This window comes from Asanoa ishikariensis (assembly GCF_900107455.1).
Classification (GTDB): domain Bacteria; phylum Actinomycetota; class Actinomycetes; order Mycobacteriales; family Micromonosporaceae; genus Asanoa; species Asanoa ishikariensis.
On the sequence record NZ_FNQB01000003.1, the window covers coordinates 1,310,389 to 1,326,901 of the forward strand.

A 16,513-nucleotide genomic window follows, 5' to 3' on the forward strand; every position below is an offset into this window, starting at 1 on the left:
GCACAGTAACAGCGCGCTCCTTCCGGCGGTAGCCCTTATCTTTCGCGATTGTTTCAGGCGCAACACGGCGTTGACGTACTTGCGGTTGTCGATTATGGTCCCGGTCACTGTTTCGATTTAGTACCTCTCCCGTCCCCGGCCGGACGCGACGTTCCCCTACCCCTCCATGCGCCTGCAACCTCACAGGAGTCCACTATGGAGCAACCTCGATCCAGGAAGTTCCGCCGGCGCCCCGGCGTCGTCCTGACCGCGCTGCTGCTGGCCGCCTCGCTCGTCACGGGCGCCTGCGGCAGCGGCGACGACGCGAGCGACGACGGCGGGCCGGTGACCATCAGCTGGGGCTGGTGGACCAACACCCCCGAGAAGGACGCGCTCTACCGCAAGTGGCTCGACGGATTCGAGGCGAGCCACCCCAACATCAAGATCAAGTCCGAGTTCCTGCCCTGGGACGCCTACTGGGACAAGGTCAAGACCACCACCGCCGGCGGCAACGCCTACGACGTGGTGGGCCTGTGCTCGTGCTTCGCGGCATCGTACTTCGACAACGAGGTCTTCCTGGACCTCAAGAAGTTCGACGACTACGCGGGCAGCATCGCTCGTGCGCAAGACGGGCCGGTCGGCGTCTTCGGCTGGCAGGGCAAGCAGTACGCGCTGCCGGTCGGCGTCTCGGTCCCCCTGCTCGGCTACAACAAGGACCTGTTCAAGGCGGCCGGCGTGGCCGAGCCCGACCCCGAGGTGCCGATGAGCTTCGACGCCTTCAGGGAGATGGCGAAGAAGCTCACCAAGACCAGCGGCTCGAAGGTGACCCAGTACGCCCTGCACCCGGGCAGCATCAACTTCTGGGAGTCGCTTATCGCCATGCACGGCGGCTCGATGTACGACAACTTCGTCGGCCCCACGAAGGTCACCATCAACAGCCCGGAAGGCGTGGCCGGCCTGGCCGACTACGCGAGCCTGTTCACCGACAAGATCGTGCCGCCGATCGACGAGCAGCGCGAGAACCAGTGGCTCAACGGCGACCTCGACAGCCTGCGGACCGGCAAGGTGGCGATGGCCCGGGTCGGCCCGTGGAACTTCGCCGACATCGCCGCCTCCTCACCGAACATCGGCGTCGCACCGCTGCCGAAGGTCGGCAACGAGCTACTGCTCTACTCCGGGGCCAACGGGTACGCCATCTCCGCCGAAAGCGAGCACCCCAAGGAGAGCTGGGAGTTCCTCAAGTGGATGCTCGAGACGGACAACCAGGTCGCGTTCGCGAAGTTCAGTGACGTGCCCGTGGACGGCGACGCGCTCAAGACGCTCCCGGAGATCATCACCCCGCGCGAGTTCGCGCCGACGCTGCTCGCCTCCCTGCCGGCGTTCCGGCCCGGTCTGCTGACCGTCAAGGAGGAGCTCGGCAAGAACGTCGGCCTGGTCATCGACGACATGGGCCGCGGCAAGCTCACGCCGCAGCAGGCCGCCGAGAAGATCGAAAAAGAGGGCAACGCGCTGCTGTCCCACTAGCGCACCGGACTGGACCAGACGGGGCGGACGCGACCGCGTCCGCCCCGGCACCACGGGAGGCGTACCGCATGACCATGGTTCTCAAGCCCGGACGGCCCGGGCGGCCCCGCCGGCGCTGGTGGCGCCGCGAAGGCGTGCAGGGCTACGTGTACATCAGCCCGTGGCTGCTCGGGTTCCTGATGTTCGGTGTCGCACCGCTGATCGCCGCGTTCCTCACGAGCCTGTCCAAGGCCAACGTGTTCCGCACGATCCGGTTCGTCGGCCTGGACAACTACCAGAAGATCCTCACTGACGACCCGGTGTTCGCCACCATCGCCGGCAACATGCTGATCTACGTGATCGGCTCGACGATCATCTCGATCGGCCTCGGCCTCGCACTGGCGTTGCTGCTGCACCGGGACTTCCGCGGCAACCACGTGTTCCGCACCCTGATCTACGTGCCCAGCCTGCTGGTCGGCATCGCCACGGCGTACCTGTTCAAGCAGGTGTTCCAAGGTGGTGAGGTGGGGCTGGCCAACATGTTCCTGGGCGTGTTCGGTGCCGGGCCGGTGAACTGGCTCGGCAACTCCGAGCAACCCTGGCTGGCGCTGGTCGCGCTGATCCTGGTCAACGTCTGGTTCGCCGGCGGCACCATGCTGATCTTCCTGGCCGGTCTCAAGGGCATCCCGCCCGCCTACTTCGAGGCCGCCCGGGTCGACGGGGCCGGGCCATGGCAGATGTTCCGCCGGGTCACCCTGCCGCTGCTGTCGCCGGTCATCGTCTTCAACACCATCATGGCGCTGATCGGGCACATCCAGGTGTTCGAGACGCCGCTGGCGTTCGCGAACAACGGCGGCATCAGCACCGGCAACCCGCTCGGCTACGAGAACAGCCTGGGCACCTTCGTCACCTACCTGTACGTCAAGGGCTTCGTCTACCAGGACATGGGCTACGCGTCCGCGCTGGCGTTCATCATGTTCGCCGCCACCCTGGTGCTCACCAGCCTGGTGTTGTGGTTCGCCCGGCGCTTCACCGCGTACGGCGACTCCGAGCGGAACTGACCGGAGGGTCACATGCAAGACGTGCTGGACAAGCCGCGGGGCGACGCGGCGCCGCCCGCCGCACCGGTCGCACCCCGCTGCCGCCGCAAGGGTGTGCGGTCACGCTGGGGGCTGACCGGGCGGATCACCGCGCTGAGCCTGTTCTGCCTGCTGCTGCTGTTCCCATTCCTCTGGCTGGTGTCGCAGTCCCTCAAGGACACCAACCAGTACTTCGCGCGGCCGTTCCAGTGGATCCCCGACCCGGTGCGGTGGGAGAACTTCACCGACGTCATCTTCAAGTACGACTTCCTGCACTACATCGGCAACAGCCTGTGGCTCGCCGTGTACGCCGTCGTGGTGAACATCCTGTCGTCGTCGTTCGTGGCCTACGGCTTCTCCCGGTTCCGCTTCCCGGGCCGCAACGCGCTGTTCATGGTCGTGCTGGCCACGATGATGCTGCCCGGCCAGGTCATGACGATCTCGCTGTACCGGGTCTACCGCGACATCGGCTGGATCGACACGTTCTGGCCGCTGCTCGTCCCGAAGCTGTTCGGCGCCGCGTTCGAGATCTTCCTGTTCCGCCAGTTCTTCCTCAGCCTGCCCCGCGAGATCGACGAGGCCGCCCGCATCGACGGCTGCGGGACGCTGCGCACCTGGTGGCACGTCATCCTGCCGCAGTCCAAGCCGGTCATCATCGTGGTCGCGGTCTTCACGTTCCTGGGTAGCTGGCGTGAGCTGTTCGGGCCGCTCATCTATCTCACCGGCGAGGAGAACCGCACCCTGCCGCTGGGCCTGCTCTACTTCACGTCGCCGTTCGGCTCGTCCCTGCCGATGCTGATGGCGGCGATCGTCATCTCGCTCATCCCACCCATCGTCCTGTACGCCCTGGGCCAGAAGTACATCGACAAGGGCGTCGCCATCGCGGAGATCAAATGACTTCCCTGGACCACGCCGCACTGCCATCGCCGGTACTCGACGCCGAACCCTCGCTCGTCGAGCTTTACAGCGCCGCCTGGGAGCTGGCCTACGAGCACGTGGTGACGCGGGACGGCGTGCCGCGTTCGCCGTACATGGACGAAGGCTTCGACCCGGACACCATCTGGATCTGGGACACCTGCTTCATGGCGCACTTCTGCAAGTACGCGCCCGACCTGTTCCCCGGCGTGGAGAGCTTCGACAACTTCTACGCTCCCATGTACGACGGCGCGCCGTCCTCGTTGCGCATCCACCACCCCGACAACCCGCCGCTGTTCGCCTGGTCCGAGCTCGAGTACGTGCGGCACACCGGCGACCTCGACCGGGTGCGGTGGCTCCTGCGCGACCGGCGCTTCCTCCAGCAGCACTTCGCGTTCATGGAGGGCACACCGGCCGGCAGCCGGTTCCCGCACAGCACCATCCCCACCACCGCCGCCCGGGTGTCCGGCGGCTACCTGTGGGAGGGCGTCACCAGCGGCATGGACAACACACCACGCGCGCCGATCCAGGGCCAGCACGGCACCTCCGGCGACATCCTCTGGTTCGACCTCGCCGCGCAGCAGGCCCTGTCGGCCGCGTCGATCGCCGAACTGGCCCGGCTGATCGGCTTCGAGGAACTGGCGGTCGAGTACGACGCGCACCACGCCCGGCTCGCCGCGCTCCTCGACACGTTCTGGTGCGCCGATGACGGCATCTACTACGACCGCTTCGCCGCCGCACCGAACGACTTCCACCGGGTACGCACGCCCGCGGCGTACTGGCCGCTGCTGGCCGGAGTCTCCTCCGCCGGGCAGGCCGCGGCCCTCGCGGCCGCACTGGCCGACCCGTCGTGCTTCGGCGGACCCGCACCGTGGCCGTCGGTGGCGCACGACGATCCGGCGTTCCGCCCGGACGGCATGTACTGGCGCGGCGGCGTCTGGGTCCCGGTCGCCTACATGAGCGCCCGCGCGCTGGCCGACCACGGCCACGAGTCACTGGCCCATCGGGCGTCGCTCGACCTGATCCGGCACATGGCCCGCACCTGGGACGAGTACTCCCCCGCCACCATCTGGGAGGCGTACTCGCCGACCCGCCCGGCGCCGGCCACGGCCAAGGACGACCGCGAGATCGTCCGCCCCGACTTCTGCGGCTGGTCGGCACTGGCCCCCATCGCGATGCTCATCGAGCACGTGCTGGGCTTCCGGGTCGACGCGACCAACGACACCGTCCGCTACCGGCGCCACCTGCCGGGGCGCAGCGGCATCCGCGGCCTGCGGTGTGGCGGCACCCGTCTGACGCTGATCGCCGACGACGCGGGCCTGGACGTCGAGGTGGACGGCCCGCTGACCCTGTCACTGGCCACCCGGGACGTGAAGCTGAGCGCGGGGCGCCACCGCCTGCCGCACTAGTCGGTGGGTGCGGGACCGAGCAGGCGTACCTCTTCGATGTCCATGGACGCCTGGAGGTCGCGCAGGACGATGTCGTCGATCTCGCGGTCGTCGCGCATCGCCGTGACGGCGCGGCGTTTGCGGTCCAGCACCTCCAGGCGTACCCGCCGGTCGACCTGGTCCTGCCAGGCCTGCACCGCGTGTTCCGTGCCCTCCGCGTTCAGCTGGTCCAGATGCCCCTGGTAGTCCGTGCGGATCCGGTCGACGACCTCGCCGGGCGCACCGAACCGCGTCGCGATCTCCGGCAGCGCGGCCAGTGCCACCTCCGTCGCGCGGATGCGGGCGTTGCGCGTCTCCACCTCGCGCTCCTCGTCGCTGGTGAGCCCGGCCCACCGCACGACCATCGGCAGCGTCAGACCCTGGACCAGCACGGTGACCACGATGACCACCGAGGTGACGAACACGATCAGGTCGCGCTCCGCGTACCTGCTGCCGTCGTCGAGCGTCGCCGGCACGGCCAGCGCGGCGGCGAGCGAGACGGCGCCCCGGAACCCGGCCCACCCGCTGGCGGTGCGGACCTTCCAGTTGACCCGGCGGGTGCGTTGCACGGGGCGCCGGTCGACGAGCCGGATGACCATCGGCGCCAGGTGCGACCACGCCAGGCGGATCCCGATGACCGCTGCGGCCGTCAGCAGGGCGATCCAGACGGCATGGCCGACCGACTGGCTCGTGATGCCGCGCACGGCGGCCGGGAACTGCACGCCCACCAGGACGAACAGGCTGCCGTTGAGCATGAACGTGCCCAGGTCCCAGAAGGAGTACGTCTCCAGGCGCGACCGGGCCCGGATGACCCGCGGGCCGGCCCAGGACAGCACGAGCCCGGCGACCACGACGGCCACCACCCCGCTGGTGTGCACGACCTCGGCGACCAGGAAGGCGAGGAACGGGGTGAGGATGCTCAGCCCGCCCTCGCGCTGCGGGTCGTCGACGTAGCGCCGGATCAGCACGATGCCGTAGCCGACGACGACCCCGACCAGGACCGCGCCGACCGACGACCAGATGAGCTCGCCGACCAGCAGGGCCGGTCCCGGCACGTGCCCGTCGACTAGCGCGCTGACGGCGACCGCGAACAGCACCAGCGCGGTGCCGTCGTTGATCAGGCTCTCGGCCCGCAGCGTCGTCAGCGCGCGGCGCGGCATCCGCTTCGCGAGCCCGGCCACCGCGGCGGCGTCGGTGGGTGCCAGGACCGCGCCGAGGATCCAGGCCGCCGACGCCGCCACGCCGATCCACTGCAACGTGTACGAGACGCCGACCATCGTGATGATGACCAGCACCACCGCCGACAGGATGATCACCCGCAGGTTGGAGCGGATCTCCCGCAGGCTGGTGTTGAGGCTCTCCCAGTAGAGGATCGCCGGCAGGAACAGCAGCAGCACCACGTCGGAGGGCAGCCGCACCTCCGAGAACTCGGGGATCAGCCCGAGGAGCGCGCCGAAGACGATCAGCAGCACCGGCGGTGCGACGCTGTAGCGGCGGCCGATCGTGGTGCCCACCAGAACGGTGGCGCCGAGCACCACGACGATCAGCAGTCCCTCCATGGGCTGCATCCTGCCCGAGAGGGCGACGGGTCAGGCGAACGCCGCACGCGGGTCGAGCAGCTTGCCCCGGTCGTACTCGCCGTCGAAGCCCGCCTGGCCGAGCGCCTCGACGGCGGCGGCCCGCACCCGGGCCAGGTCCGCGGCGTCGTCGGGGTCGGGCACCTGGCCGAGTGCCGCGAACGCCGCGTCCGAGACGCCGACCATCAGCGCCGCCCGCGCGTGGTCGCCCTCGGCCGAGGCGAGCGCGGCGCCGGCCACGCAGACGTACGGCACGAAGTCGGCCCAGCCGTTCCGGAAGACCCGCTCCCGACCAGCGGCGAACATCTCCCGGGCCACGTCGAGGTGTCCGAGGAGCAACTCGCAGAACGCGAGGTTGTGCTTCTCCGAGTTGACCGTCTCCGGCCGGCCCAGCTCCTCGTTGAGCGCGATGCTCTCCTGGTAGAGCTCCCGGGCCCGGTTCAGGTCGCCGGACATCCGCGCCACGGCGGCCAGCACGTGTCGCGGCCGCTCCTCCAGGCTCCGGTCGCCGGAACGCACCGCGACGGCGAGCGCCGCCCGGGCCCGGGCCGCCCCCTCGGGCAGGTCGCCGTCGCGGATGGCGACGCGGGCGAGGGCGTAGCGGGCCTCCACCTCGCCCGCGAGGTCACCGGCCGCCGACGCGCGCGCGATCTCGGCCTCGCTCATCCGCACGACGGCCTCGGTGTCCCCCCGCCGGAAGGCCGAACGCACCTCGGCACTGAACGTCATGACTGCTGGCTCCCTCTGGCTCCCCCGACAACCCGAAGGACCCTACCCGGCGCGTTACGCTGCGGTCGTGGATTCGCAGCTCGTCGGTTTCTGGTCGAGCGACTGGGGATACGACTCGGCGATGGAGGACGAGTGGCTCGTCCTGCGCGCGGACGGCACGGGGTGGCGCGCCTACCTGCGGCCCTGGTACACCAGCGCGACGCTGTTCCGCTGGGCGCTTTCCGGCCCGGGCACGCTGCGGGTCGACACGTATCGGGAGGTCGTGCTCGACGAGTGGGACGGCCGTGAGGATCTCGCCGTCACGCGGGTCGACCAGACGCTCGAGGTCGCCTACCGGACCGAGCAGGGGACGCGGCCGCTGCTCGACAGCCCGGTTTCCCTGCTGACGGTCGATCTTCCCTTCCTCGACCTCGGCGGTGCCTACGCCTTTGCCGATCCTGAGGAACCTCGGCGCGACTTCCTACACAGCGCGGGCATCCAGTCCGCCGTGTGAGCAGGCGGTCAGAGACGGACGCGGTACCGGATGTGGGTTGCCTCCGGGCTGTCGACCACGCGGACAATGTCCAGCTCGACGCGCGCGGGCAGCACGTCGAACAGCCGGCGGCCCGCGCCGAGCAGCACCGGGATCTGGTGGATTTGGAGCTCGTCCAGCACGCCGGCCTCGAGCGCGCGTTGCGCCGTGTACGCGCCGTGCACCAGCACGTCCCGATCCCCCGCGGCGGCCTTCGCCTGCGCCATCGCGCTCGCGATGCCGTCGGGCACGTAGGTCACCGACGGGTAGCTCGCCGCCGAAGGACCCGGCGGCCGGTGGCTGGGCACGAAGATCGGCATGCCGTGGTGTTCGCCGCCCCAGTGATCGACCTGCTCCACGGTGCGCCGGCCGGCCACCACCGCACCGGTCGCCTCCATCGCGGCGGCCAGCTCCCCCGCCGGCCCGGACCGCCGCAGCTCGCCGGCCGGGGTGTAGCCCCAGGCGTGGAGCCGCTCGACCGCTGCGCCGTCACCGCCCGGGTTGTCCGGTCCGTCGTTGGGACCAGCGATGTAGCCGTCGAGGGACATCGACATGTAAAGCACCGATGAGGACATGCGGCCGACGCTAGCCGTACCGCCGGTGTGACCGATTGTAAAGATTGCCGTCGCGGCGCAAAATTGTTGCGTGACGAAGCCCCTCGCGCTCGACGACGTCGACCACGAGCTGCTCGCGCTGCTGCAACGCGACTGCGGGCGGACCCTGCGCGAGCTCGGCGACCTCGTCTCCCTCTCGCCGAGCGCTGTGAAACGACGGATCGACCGCTACCGCAGGCACGGGCTGATCTCCCGTCAGGTGACCCTGCTCGACCCGGCCCGGGTTCCGGCCGTGTTGCTGGCCGTGTGTCTGGTGACGCTCGAGCGCGAGTCCGGCCGGCGCCATCAGGAGTTTCGGGAGCGGCTGCTCGCCGCTAGCGAGGTGCAGCAGATCTACGACGTGTCGGGCGAGTGGGACTACGTCGTGATGGTCGCGTGCAGTGGCATGGCGCACCACACCGAGATCGCGAAGCGCCTGTTCGACGAGGCGCCCAACGTGCGGCGCTACACGACGCTGTTCGTGCTCGACCCGGTGCGCACCAGCGGTGCCCTGCCGACGCGGGCCCCCGCCACCGAGTGACCTGCGTCACATCGGGCCGTCCACATCGGGCACTCCTGCGTACGACGTCTGTCCTGTCCCTGATCCGGCAGCTTTATTACCAAATCTCGTTAGGCTCACCGCTATCGATGCATGAACTGAGGATCGAGATGACCGAACACCGCCACACCGGCGATCTTGCCGGCGCGTACGCGCTGGAGGCGTGTCCGCCCGACGAGGAGCGCTTAGTCGCCGAGCATCTGAGCCGCTGCCCGACCTGCGCGGCCGAGGTCGCCGACCTGGGCCGCGTCGCCGACTGGATCGGAACGTCCAGCGCGCACGCACCGGCCGCCGACCTACGTGCCCGCGTCCTGTCCGCCGCGCTCACGGCGCGACCGGCGGGACGGCCCCGCCCGGACGCGGAGGCGGACCGGCTCGCCGAGGTCTACGCGGCGCAGGTCGCCGAGTTGGACCGGCTGCTGGCCCGGCTCTCGCCGGCACAGTGGCTGCTCCCCTCGGGGCCGCACCGGTCGGTCCGCGACCTCGTGGTCCACCTGCGCGGCAACGACGCGCCGGTCGCGGCCGCGACGGGCATCGCGCGTGCGCAGTCCACTTCGGACGTCCACCTCGGGTGGCAGCGCCAGGCCGGCGCCATCGTCTCGGCGCTGGCCGACGCCGACCCGGCCGTCCTGGACGGGCGGGTGCCGCTGGCCGGTCGCACCGCGATCCAGCGACCGCTGCGGGAGGCGTTGGTGCAGCGGGGATTCGAGACCTGGATCCATGCCGAGGACGTGCGCGCGGTGGTGGCGGCGCCACCCCGGCCGCCGAGCGCGGCGCAGTTGTCCGACATCGTGGCGTTCGCGGCGCGGCTGCTGCCCGCCGCGATGGTCGCCGCCGGCCGGGAGCACCCGGGCACGGCGGTCCGGCTGGTGTTGACCGGCGACGGCGGCGGCACCCGGCTGGTCCGGCTGTCCCCGGCGTCGGGCAGCGCGGTGGCGGCCGAGATCTCGATGCCGGCGGAGCGGTTCTGCCGGCTGCTGGCCGGGCGGCTCACCAGTCCGTTGCACAGCGCCGACGTCGGCGGGGACCGCGACGTCGCCACCGACTTCCTCACCGTGGCCGCGACGATGGGTTGTGACTGACGTGCTCGCCATCCCCGACGAACAGGACGTGCGGCTGCGGGCCGGGCTCATCGCGGGTGACGAGCCGACGCTGGCCGAGGTCTACGACACGTATGGCCCGGTCGTCTACGGGATGGCATTGCAGGTCACGGGCGACCGGGGCGCCGCGGAGGACATCGCCCAGGAGGTGTTCGTCGACCTGTGGCGGCGGCCGGAGCGCTTCGACCCGCACCGGGCCCCACTGCGCGGCTGGCTGATGTTGATCGCGCGCCGGCGCGGCATCGACTGGATCCGCCGCCGCGGCACGCAGGAGCGCGTCCGGCAGGCCGCCGTCACCGATCCGCCGCCGGCGCTGGTCGAGGACGACGTGCTCGCCTCGACCGCGCGCAAGCAGGTCCGCCGGGCGATCGCGGACCTGCCCGCACCGCACCGGCAGGCGATCCTGCTGGCCTACTACCGGGGGCTGACGTACCGGGAGGTGGCCCGCACGTTGAACATCCCGGAGGGCACGGCCAAGTGGCGGCTGCGCAACGGGCTGCGCCGCATCGGTGAGCAGCTACGGGCCGAAGGACTCACCTACGACTGATCAGTCGGTCTCCCAAGGCGTCACGTCGCCTAGGCGACCCCGCCACCCACTGCGGCACAGCGGGTGCGGCGGCGAAGACCTGTCTACACCGGACGGTCGACCGGCACGCCGAGGGTGAGCAGGTCGGCCAGGCCGTAGCCGGGGCCGATGGCGGGCAGGTTGGGCTGCCAGTCCGGATCGACGCTCAGGTAGCTCGCCGCGTCGGCGCGGAGCAGCCCGATCAGGACCTCCGCCACGATCTGGCCGCCGACCGGGCCGAGCCGGTCGCCGTTGTTGCCGCGGTGCTCGGCCTCCTTGAGGATGTAGAACCACAGCGGGGTCCCCCGCGGCCAGTCGTGGTCCAACTCGCCGGCGGTCAGCGGCACGGCGCCGATCAGCCCGGCGACCTCCTCCCCGCTCGGCAGCCCGGTGGTGTCGCCGCGCAGCAGGTCGCGTACCGCCAGGGAGCGGTAGGCGTCGGTGTCGACCGCGCCGGTGACCTGCTCGGGCAGGCCGATCAGGCTGGCCGCGAGGCGGCCGTCGAGGCGCTTGGCGCGCTGCGCGCGCTGCCGGCCGGGCATGTCGAAGATCTGCGCGAGATCCAGGCGCCGGTTGGCGGGCAACGGCCCGAACCCGACCAGGTCCGGGAAGAGCGGCACCGCGGGGCCGCCCTCGACAAGCTGGTACGTGTGCCGGATCTGGCCGTGGCCGTAGCGGTAGGCGGCGTCGGCGAACTCGAGCGGGATGAACGCCTGGCCCAGCTCCGGCGCGAACCACTGCCCACCGTCGGCGAGGACCTGCTCGACCAGCGGCGCGCCGACGAGTCGGGGCAGGAAGTCGTGCACCACGATCCACTGGTAGTGCCAGGTGAGCGCCGTCCGCGCGTGGTCGAAGATCTGGCCCTCGGGCACGCCGTGCTCGCGCAGCAGATCCACGATGTGGTTGTGGGCGCGCAGCAGGGCGACGTGCAGGCTCAACGTGAACAGGTGCACGTCGTTGCGCGGGTCGCCGATCAACGCCACGCCCTGGTGGTTGCGCGGCACGTCGCCGCCGTCCGGGCCGAGCAGGAACTTCGCCGGATCCTCGAGGTCGAACAGGAACACCGAGCCGATCGGGCCGTCGGAGTAGAGGATCTCCAGGTTGAGCATCGGGGCACGGGCGTTGAGCAGCGCCTCGGCGGCCACCCCGCCGGCGATCGGCGAGCGGTCGGCGGTCAGGTCGTGCGCGACGATCTGGCCGAAGAACGGCCACCCGGCGGCCTCGGTGGCGTCGTCGCCGGCGGCGTTGAGCTGGTCCAGGACCGCGGCGGAGTCGCAGACCCCGCCGTTGCTGCCGGCCCGCATCAACAGTTGCGGGTCGGTGCCCAACGGGTCCAGGTCGCGGAACATGCGGCCGTAGCGGGCGGGCCCGGTGGGCCCGTCGACGGACCTGGCCGGACCCAGGCAGTGGTCCCGCGCGGCGAGACGGCTGCCGTGCGGGTTGGCCCGAGCGGAAGTCATCCTTCCTCCGTAGCATGATTGGCGCCCGGTTGGGGCGGGTTCTCCATCGTTTCGACCGCGCCGAGCAGGCTGCGCAGGCGGACCTCGTCGCCCTCGGCCTCCGCCGGGTCGAAGATCCAGTCGTCGACCGGCACCCGGACGGCCTCGTCCACGGGCTGGCTGGTCTCGACGTCGTGCAGCTCCAACTCGACGATGCGTTCCAGCTCTGACAGGTCGTCGGTCATCGGTACCTCCGATAGGTGTGGCGGGTGAGGTGGATGTGCTACCTGCGGGAACCGTCGCGACCGGGCCAGGTGCCGAAGCGGATCCCCCCGAGTGTCGCGTCCGGCCCGGGCATCAGGGTCCGCTCGCCGAGCACCGCGCCGAAGTAGCGCGCGCTCGGGTCGGTGACCACCGTGCGCGGGTCGTTGCGGAAGGACAGCGCCTCCCGGAAGAAGTCGTCGAGCCGGAACTGCTCGGGACCGGCGACCTCGACGGTGGCGTGCAGCGGCGCGCCGATCGTGGCCCCGGTGACCGCCTGCGCGACGTCGTCGCTGGCCATGGGCTGGAACAGCGCCGGCGCGAACCGCAGCGTGCCGGCCTCTTCCGCCGCGGCGGCCATGCTGCCGACGAACTCGTAGAACTGGGTCGCGTGCACGATCGAGTACGGAGTCCCCGAGTTCTTGATCAGCTTCTCCTGGGCCTGCTTCGCCCGGAAGTAGCCGCTCTCCTGCAGTCGTTCGGTGCCGACCACCGACAGCGCGACGTGGTGGCCGACACCGGCCTTAGCCTCCGCCGCGAGCAGGTTGCGCGTCGAGGTCTCGAAGAACTCCAGCACCGCATCGTCCGCAAAGGACGGTGAGTTGGAAACGTCGACCGCGACGGCCGCGCCGTCAAGGGCTTCGGCGAGCCCCTCACCGGTGAGCGTGTTCACACCGGTGTTCGGCGCCGCCGCCACCGCCTCGTGCCCGAGCTGGCCGAGCTTCGCCACGACCTTCGCGCCGACGAGTCCGGTGCCGCCGATGACCACGATCTTCACGATGTGCCTCCCTCGCTTGGCTGGTGTCTCAGCTATGACCGGACAGGTCCACGGAACGTGACAGGTCAGGGGCGGTGCCAGCCGCGCAACTTCGCCGGGCTCAGCACGATCCACACGTACGCGACGCGGAGTTCGGCGACCTTGACGGCGACGACCGCGAGCGCCCGGCCCGCGTCGCGCAGCGCCAGTCCGGCGCGACCGTTGACGGCCTCGACCGTCAGCTCCGTGGCCGGGCGGCCACAGAGCAGGACCGAGAGCAGCTCGGCGACGTCGTCGGCACCGTAGATCGGACCCAGCGCCGCCGGCACCAACCCGCCTCCGTCGCACACGGCGACGACGTCGGTCGCCAGGGCGGCCCGCAGTGCGGCGACATCGCCCTGAGCACAGGCCGTGGCGAGCCTGCGGACGACGTCGTCGTGCCGGTCGAGCATTCGGTGTCCTCTCAGTTGCCAGCTATGACCGCACAGCGCCGTGTTCTGTGACACCTCCCGGCGCTGTCACGGATCGACGAGGTGCCCGGTCTCAGCTAGCAACACCCCAGGAGAGAGAAGGAAGAAACATGAGCAACTCGCGTCCCACCGTTGTCCTCGTCCACGGTGCTTTCGCCGAGTCCGCGAGCTGGTCCGGAGTCATCGAGCGGCTGCGCGCCCGCTCCGTCGATGTCGTCGCGGCCGCCAACCCGCTGCGCAGCATCCCGGGCGACGCCGCGTACGTGCGCGACGTGCTGGCCTCGATCGACGGCCCCGTGGTGCTGGTCGGCCACTCCTACGGCGGCATGGTGATCACCGAGGCCGCCGCCGGCAACGACAAGGTGGCCGGCCTCGTCTACGTCTGCGCGTTCGCACCGGACCACGGCGAGTCGGCGCTGGAGCTCTCGACCAAGTTCCCCGGCGGCACGCTCGGCGAGGCACTCACCGGCTATCCGGTGGCGACGGGCGGCAACGAGCTCGCGATCCGCCCGGAGGCGTTCCACCACCAGTTCGCCGCCGACGTGACCGCCGACCAGGCCGCCGTGATGAGCGCGACGCAGCGTCCGGTCACCGAGGTCGCCCTCTCAGCCGGGCTACCGACCGCCACTGCGGCGTGGGCCTCGCTGCCGTCGTGGTTCGTCTTCAGCGACCAGGACCTCAACATCCCGGTCGCGTTGCACCGCTGGATGGCGCAGCGGGCGGGCGCCAAGGGCGTACACGAGGTGGCCGGCGCGTCCCACGCGCTCAGCGTCTCGCAGCCGGGCGCCGTGACGGACGCGATCCTCGAGGCCGTGGAAGCGCTCGCGGCCTGACCCTGGTCCGGGTGGGGCCTCGGCAGCGTCGCCGGGGCCTCATCCCCTACGAGAAAGGGGCCTCCCGGGTGCCCAAGAACCGCCTCGAAGCGTTCAGCGACGGCGTGCTCGCCATCATCATCACCATCATGGTGCTGGAGCTGAAGGTGCCGGAAGGACACAGCGTCTCCGCGCTGCTGCACACGACTGGCATCGCGCTGCTGACGTACCTGCTCAGCTTCGTCTACTTAGGAATTTACTGGAACAACCACCACCACATGTTCCACCTCGTGCGGAAGGTCGGCGGCGGGGTGCTGTGGGCCAACCTGGCGCTGCTGTTCTGGCTGTCGCTGCTGCCGTTCACGACCGCATGGCTCGACGAGTCCCACTTCGCGCGGACCCCGGTCGTCGTCTACGGCCTCAACCTGCTCGCCGCGTCCGTCACGTACGTGGTGCTGCAGAACGTCATCATCCGGCAGCAGGGACCGCAGTCGCCGCTGCGGGCGGCGGTCGGCGCGGACGTCAAGGGCAAGGCCTCCGGCGTCCTGTTCGTCACCGGGACCCTCAGCGCCCTGTTGCTCGGCGGCGCCGGTGTGGTCGTCGCGCTGGCGTGCTTCGCCGCCGTCGCGGTCCTGTGGATCGTCCCGGACCGGCGCATCGCCCGGGCGGTCCGCGAGCACCGCACCCCGGAGGAGGAGCCATCCCAACCGGTCAGTTTCTGAGAAGCGCCGGGTCCGGTCCGGTTCCTAGCATGAGAATCGACCTGAGCGAGACCCTGCACCGGAGGCTGCGATGACCGCCAAGAAGAAGACCACCGCGAGCTACGACGGCTTCAGCGAGGAGGAGCGCGGCGCGATGAAGGACCGCGCCGCAGAGCTGAAGCGTCGTGGCTCCAAGAGCCAGGACGGCGAGGCCGACCTGTTGGCGAAGATCGCCGAGCTGGGTGCCGCGGACCGCGCCATCGCCGAGAAGCTGCACGCCATCATCACGAAGAACGCGCCGGAACTCGCGCCGCGGACCTACTACGGGATGCCGGCGTGGGCCAAGGACGGCAAGGTGCTCTGCTTCTTCCAGCCCGCGGAGAAGTTCAAGACGCGGTACTCCACGTTCGGCTTCAACGACGGCGCCCACCTCGACGACGGCACCATGTTCCCCACGGCATGGGCGATCACCAAGCTCACCGCCGCCGACGAGAAGCGGATCGCGGAGCTCATGAAGCAGGCGGTCAGCTAGCTTGCGCGGTCGTTGTCCTATGGATACATGGTGGTCGACGACATCGAACGGCGGCTGGCCTCGGCCGCCGAAGCGCTCCGGGAACACGAGGTGGTCGGCCGGCGCAGCATTGAGCTGCGCCGGCGGGCGGACGAGCTGACGGCGCACCTGAGCACCCTGCGGTCTCGGCACGCCAAGGAGCAGGCCGACGTCGACCGGCTCGAAGGGCTCTCCCTCACCCGGGTGCTGGCCTCACTGCGCGGCTCGCGCGACGACCGGCTGGAGCGCGAACGCGCGGAGGCCGAGGCGGCGCGCTACCTGGTGGCCGATGCCGAGGCCCGGCTCGGGGCGCTGCGGCGTGAGCAGGCCGCCGCGCGGGCGCGGCTCGACGACCTCGCACCCGCCCCGGGCGCGTACGCGGCGGTGCTCGACGAGAAGGAACGATTCCTGGCCGCGTCCACGGACCCCCGCCGGGAGCGGCTGCTAGCGCTCGCCGACGAGCGGGGCCGGCTCCAGGGCGAACTGCACGAGATCGCCGAGGCCGTCGCGGTGGCCCGGGTGGCGGCCGATGACCTGGCGCTCGTACAGGACGGGCTGCGTGGCGCGTCCGGCTGGTCGACGTACGACACGTTCTTCGGCGGTGGTGCGCTCAGCAGCGCCATGAAGCACTCCCGGCTCGACGCGACGGCATTCGCGGCGGCCCGCGCCGACCGCAGCCTGGCCGTGCTGCGCACCGAGCTCGCCGACGTCCCTGACGCTCCGGCGACCGCGCCGCAGCTTGCCATCGACGGGCTGACGCGGTTCGTCGACGTCTGGTTCGACAACATCTTCACCGACCTCGCCGTGCGGGGCCGGATCCAGCGAGCCCAGGAGAACGTCGCCCGGTGCGCGGCGATGGTGGACGACGTGCGGGGCCGGCTGGAGCGGCGGACCGCCTCGGCGCACGAGCGACTCGTGGCGATCGCGACCGAACGCCGCAATCTCCTAGCGGAAAGGTAGGTATTGACGGACGTCGTGCTGCGATG

General features: G+C 70.7%; 19 protein-coding genes. 12 read left to right on the plus strand and 7 right to left on the minus strand.

Annotated elements, in window-relative coordinates; genetic code table 11:
* The first annotated feature begins 195 nt into the window (after nucleotides 1-195).
* The 4 genes from BLV39_RS29895 to BLV39_RS29910 all read left to right on the plus strand — a co-directional run bounded on the left by BLV39_RS29895 (nucleotide 196) and on the right by BLV39_RS29910 (nucleotide 4,885).
* Nucleotides 196-1,503: an ABC transporter substrate-binding protein gene (locus tag BLV39_RS29895; RefSeq protein ID WP_090799985.1), complete on the plus strand. Its 1,308-nt coding sequence runs from the start codon at nucleotides 196-198 to the stop codon at nucleotides 1,501-1,503.
* Between the two features lie 68 nt (nucleotides 1,504-1,571).
* Complete coding sequence (locus tag BLV39_RS29900; RefSeq protein ID WP_090799986.1) at nucleotides 1,572-2,543, plus strand: carbohydrate ABC transporter permease; 972 nt, start codon at nucleotides 1,572-1,574, stop codon at nucleotides 2,541-2,543.
* A gap of 12 nt (nucleotides 2,544-2,555) precedes the next feature.
* Nucleotides 2,556-3,458 (plus strand): carbohydrate ABC transporter permease, encoded by a 903-nt coding sequence (locus BLV39_RS29905; RefSeq protein WP_090799987.1) that lies wholly within the window; start codon nucleotides 2,556-2,558, stop codon nucleotides 3,456-3,458.
* Nucleotides 3,455-4,885: an MGH1-like glycoside hydrolase domain-containing protein gene (locus tag BLV39_RS29910; RefSeq protein ID WP_090799988.1), complete on the plus strand. Its 1,431-nt coding sequence runs from the start codon at nucleotides 3,455-3,457 to the stop codon at nucleotides 4,883-4,885. Before BLV39_RS29905 ends, BLV39_RS29910 begins: the two co-directional genes overlap by 4 nt.
* Here the strand turns inward: BLV39_RS29910 and BLV39_RS29915 are convergent.
* Together BLV39_RS29915 and BLV39_RS29920 are read right to left on the minus strand one after the other, a co-directional pair.
* Nucleotides 4,882-6,462, minus strand: coding sequence for a Na+/H+ antiporter (locus tag BLV39_RS29915; RefSeq protein WP_090799989.1), 1,581 nt, complete (start codon nucleotides 6,460-6,462; stop codon nucleotides 4,882-4,884). The genes BLV39_RS29910 and BLV39_RS29915 overlap by 4 nt on opposite strands.
* 30 nt (nucleotides 6,463-6,492) lie before the next feature.
* Nucleotides 6,493-7,209, minus strand: a complete 717-nt coding sequence (locus BLV39_RS29920) for a tetratricopeptide repeat protein (protein ID WP_090799990.1) — start codon at nucleotides 7,207-7,209, stop codon at nucleotides 6,493-6,495.
* 67 nt (nucleotides 7,210-7,276) lie between these two features.
* Here BLV39_RS29920 and BLV39_RS29925 point away from each other — a divergent pair, with 67 nt between their 5' ends.
* A complete protein-coding gene (locus BLV39_RS29925) occupies nucleotides 7,277-7,702 on the plus strand; it encodes a hypothetical protein (RefSeq protein ID WP_090799991.1) in 426 nt (141 codons plus the stop codon).
* A gap of 8 nt (nucleotides 7,703-7,710) precedes the next feature.
* Here BLV39_RS29925 and BLV39_RS29930 read toward each other — a convergent pair whose 3' ends face one another.
* Nucleotides 7,711-8,295 (minus strand): dihydrofolate reductase family protein, encoded by a 585-nt coding sequence (locus BLV39_RS29930; protein ID WP_090799992.1) that lies wholly within the window; start codon nucleotides 8,293-8,295, stop codon nucleotides 7,711-7,713.
* Between the two features lie 70 nt (nucleotides 8,296-8,365).
* Here BLV39_RS29930 and BLV39_RS29935 point away from each other — a divergent pair, with 70 nt between their 5' ends.
* From BLV39_RS29935 to BLV39_RS29945, 3 genes are all read left to right on the plus strand, one after another.
* Nucleotides 8,366-8,854: an Lrp/AsnC family transcriptional regulator gene (locus tag BLV39_RS29935; protein ID WP_204082570.1), complete on the plus strand. Its 489-nt coding sequence runs from the start codon at nucleotides 8,366-8,368 to the stop codon at nucleotides 8,852-8,854.
* 128 nt (nucleotides 8,855-8,982) lie between these two features.
* Nucleotides 8,983-9,954, plus strand: coding sequence for a maleylpyruvate isomerase family mycothiol-dependent enzyme (locus tag BLV39_RS29940; RefSeq protein ID WP_090799994.1), 972 nt, complete (start codon nucleotides 8,983-8,985; stop codon nucleotides 9,952-9,954).
* Nucleotides 9,947-10,519, plus strand: coding sequence for a sigma-70 family RNA polymerase sigma factor (locus tag BLV39_RS29945; protein ID WP_143049939.1), 573 nt, complete (start codon nucleotides 9,947-9,949; stop codon nucleotides 10,517-10,519). Before BLV39_RS29940 ends, BLV39_RS29945 begins: the two co-directional genes overlap by 8 nt.
* Before the next feature lie 83 nt (nucleotides 10,520-10,602).
* Here BLV39_RS29945 and BLV39_RS29950 read toward each other — a convergent pair whose 3' ends face one another.
* The 4 genes from BLV39_RS29950 to BLV39_RS29965 form a co-directional block, all read right to left on the minus strand.
* The gene (locus tag BLV39_RS29950) at nucleotides 10,603-11,997 is read right to left on the minus strand and encodes a peroxidase family protein (RefSeq protein WP_090799996.1); all 1,395 of its coding nucleotides are present in this window, start codon (nucleotides 11,995-11,997) and stop codon (nucleotides 10,603-10,605) included.
* Entirely contained in the window at nucleotides 11,994-12,221 is a 228-nt protein-coding gene (locus tag BLV39_RS29955) for a hypothetical protein (RefSeq protein ID WP_090799997.1), read from the minus strand. The genes BLV39_RS29950 and BLV39_RS29955 overlap by 4 nt, the downstream gene beginning before the upstream one ends.
* A 38-nt stretch (nucleotides 12,222-12,259) precedes the next feature.
* A complete protein-coding gene (locus BLV39_RS29960; RefSeq protein WP_090799998.1) occupies nucleotides 12,260-13,015 on the minus strand; it encodes an SDR family oxidoreductase in 756 nt (251 codons plus the stop codon).
* Nucleotides 13,016-13,080: 65 nt separating this feature from the next.
* Nucleotides 13,081-13,446, minus strand: coding sequence for a sigma-70 family RNA polymerase sigma factor family protein (locus BLV39_RS29965; protein ID WP_090799999.1), 366 nt, complete (start codon nucleotides 13,444-13,446; stop codon nucleotides 13,081-13,083).
* Between the two features lie 128 nt (nucleotides 13,447-13,574).
* Here BLV39_RS29965 and BLV39_RS29970 point away from each other — a divergent pair, with 128 nt between their 5' ends.
* From BLV39_RS29970 to BLV39_RS29985, 4 genes are all read left to right on the plus strand, one after another.
* Nucleotides 13,575-14,297 carry an alpha/beta fold hydrolase gene (locus BLV39_RS29970; RefSeq protein WP_090800000.1) on the plus strand — a complete coding sequence of 241 codons (723 nt, stop codon included), beginning with the start codon at nucleotides 13,575-13,577 and terminating at the stop codon, nucleotides 14,295-14,297.
* 68 nt (nucleotides 14,298-14,365) lie between these two features.
* Nucleotides 14,366-14,998 (plus strand): TMEM175 family protein, encoded by a 633-nt coding sequence (locus BLV39_RS29975; protein ID WP_090800001.1) that lies wholly within the window; start codon nucleotides 14,366-14,368, stop codon nucleotides 14,996-14,998.
* A 70-nt stretch (nucleotides 14,999-15,068) separates the two neighbouring features.
* Nucleotides 15,069-15,509 (plus strand): iron chaperone, encoded by a 441-nt coding sequence (locus BLV39_RS29980; protein ID WP_090800002.1) that lies wholly within the window; start codon nucleotides 15,069-15,071, stop codon nucleotides 15,507-15,509.
* Between the two features lie 27 nt (nucleotides 15,510-15,536).
* Complete coding sequence (locus BLV39_RS29985) at nucleotides 15,537-16,487, plus strand: hypothetical protein (RefSeq protein WP_090800003.1); 951 nt, start codon at nucleotides 15,537-15,539, stop codon at nucleotides 16,485-16,487.
* Nucleotides 16,488-16,513 lie beyond the last annotated feature (26 nt).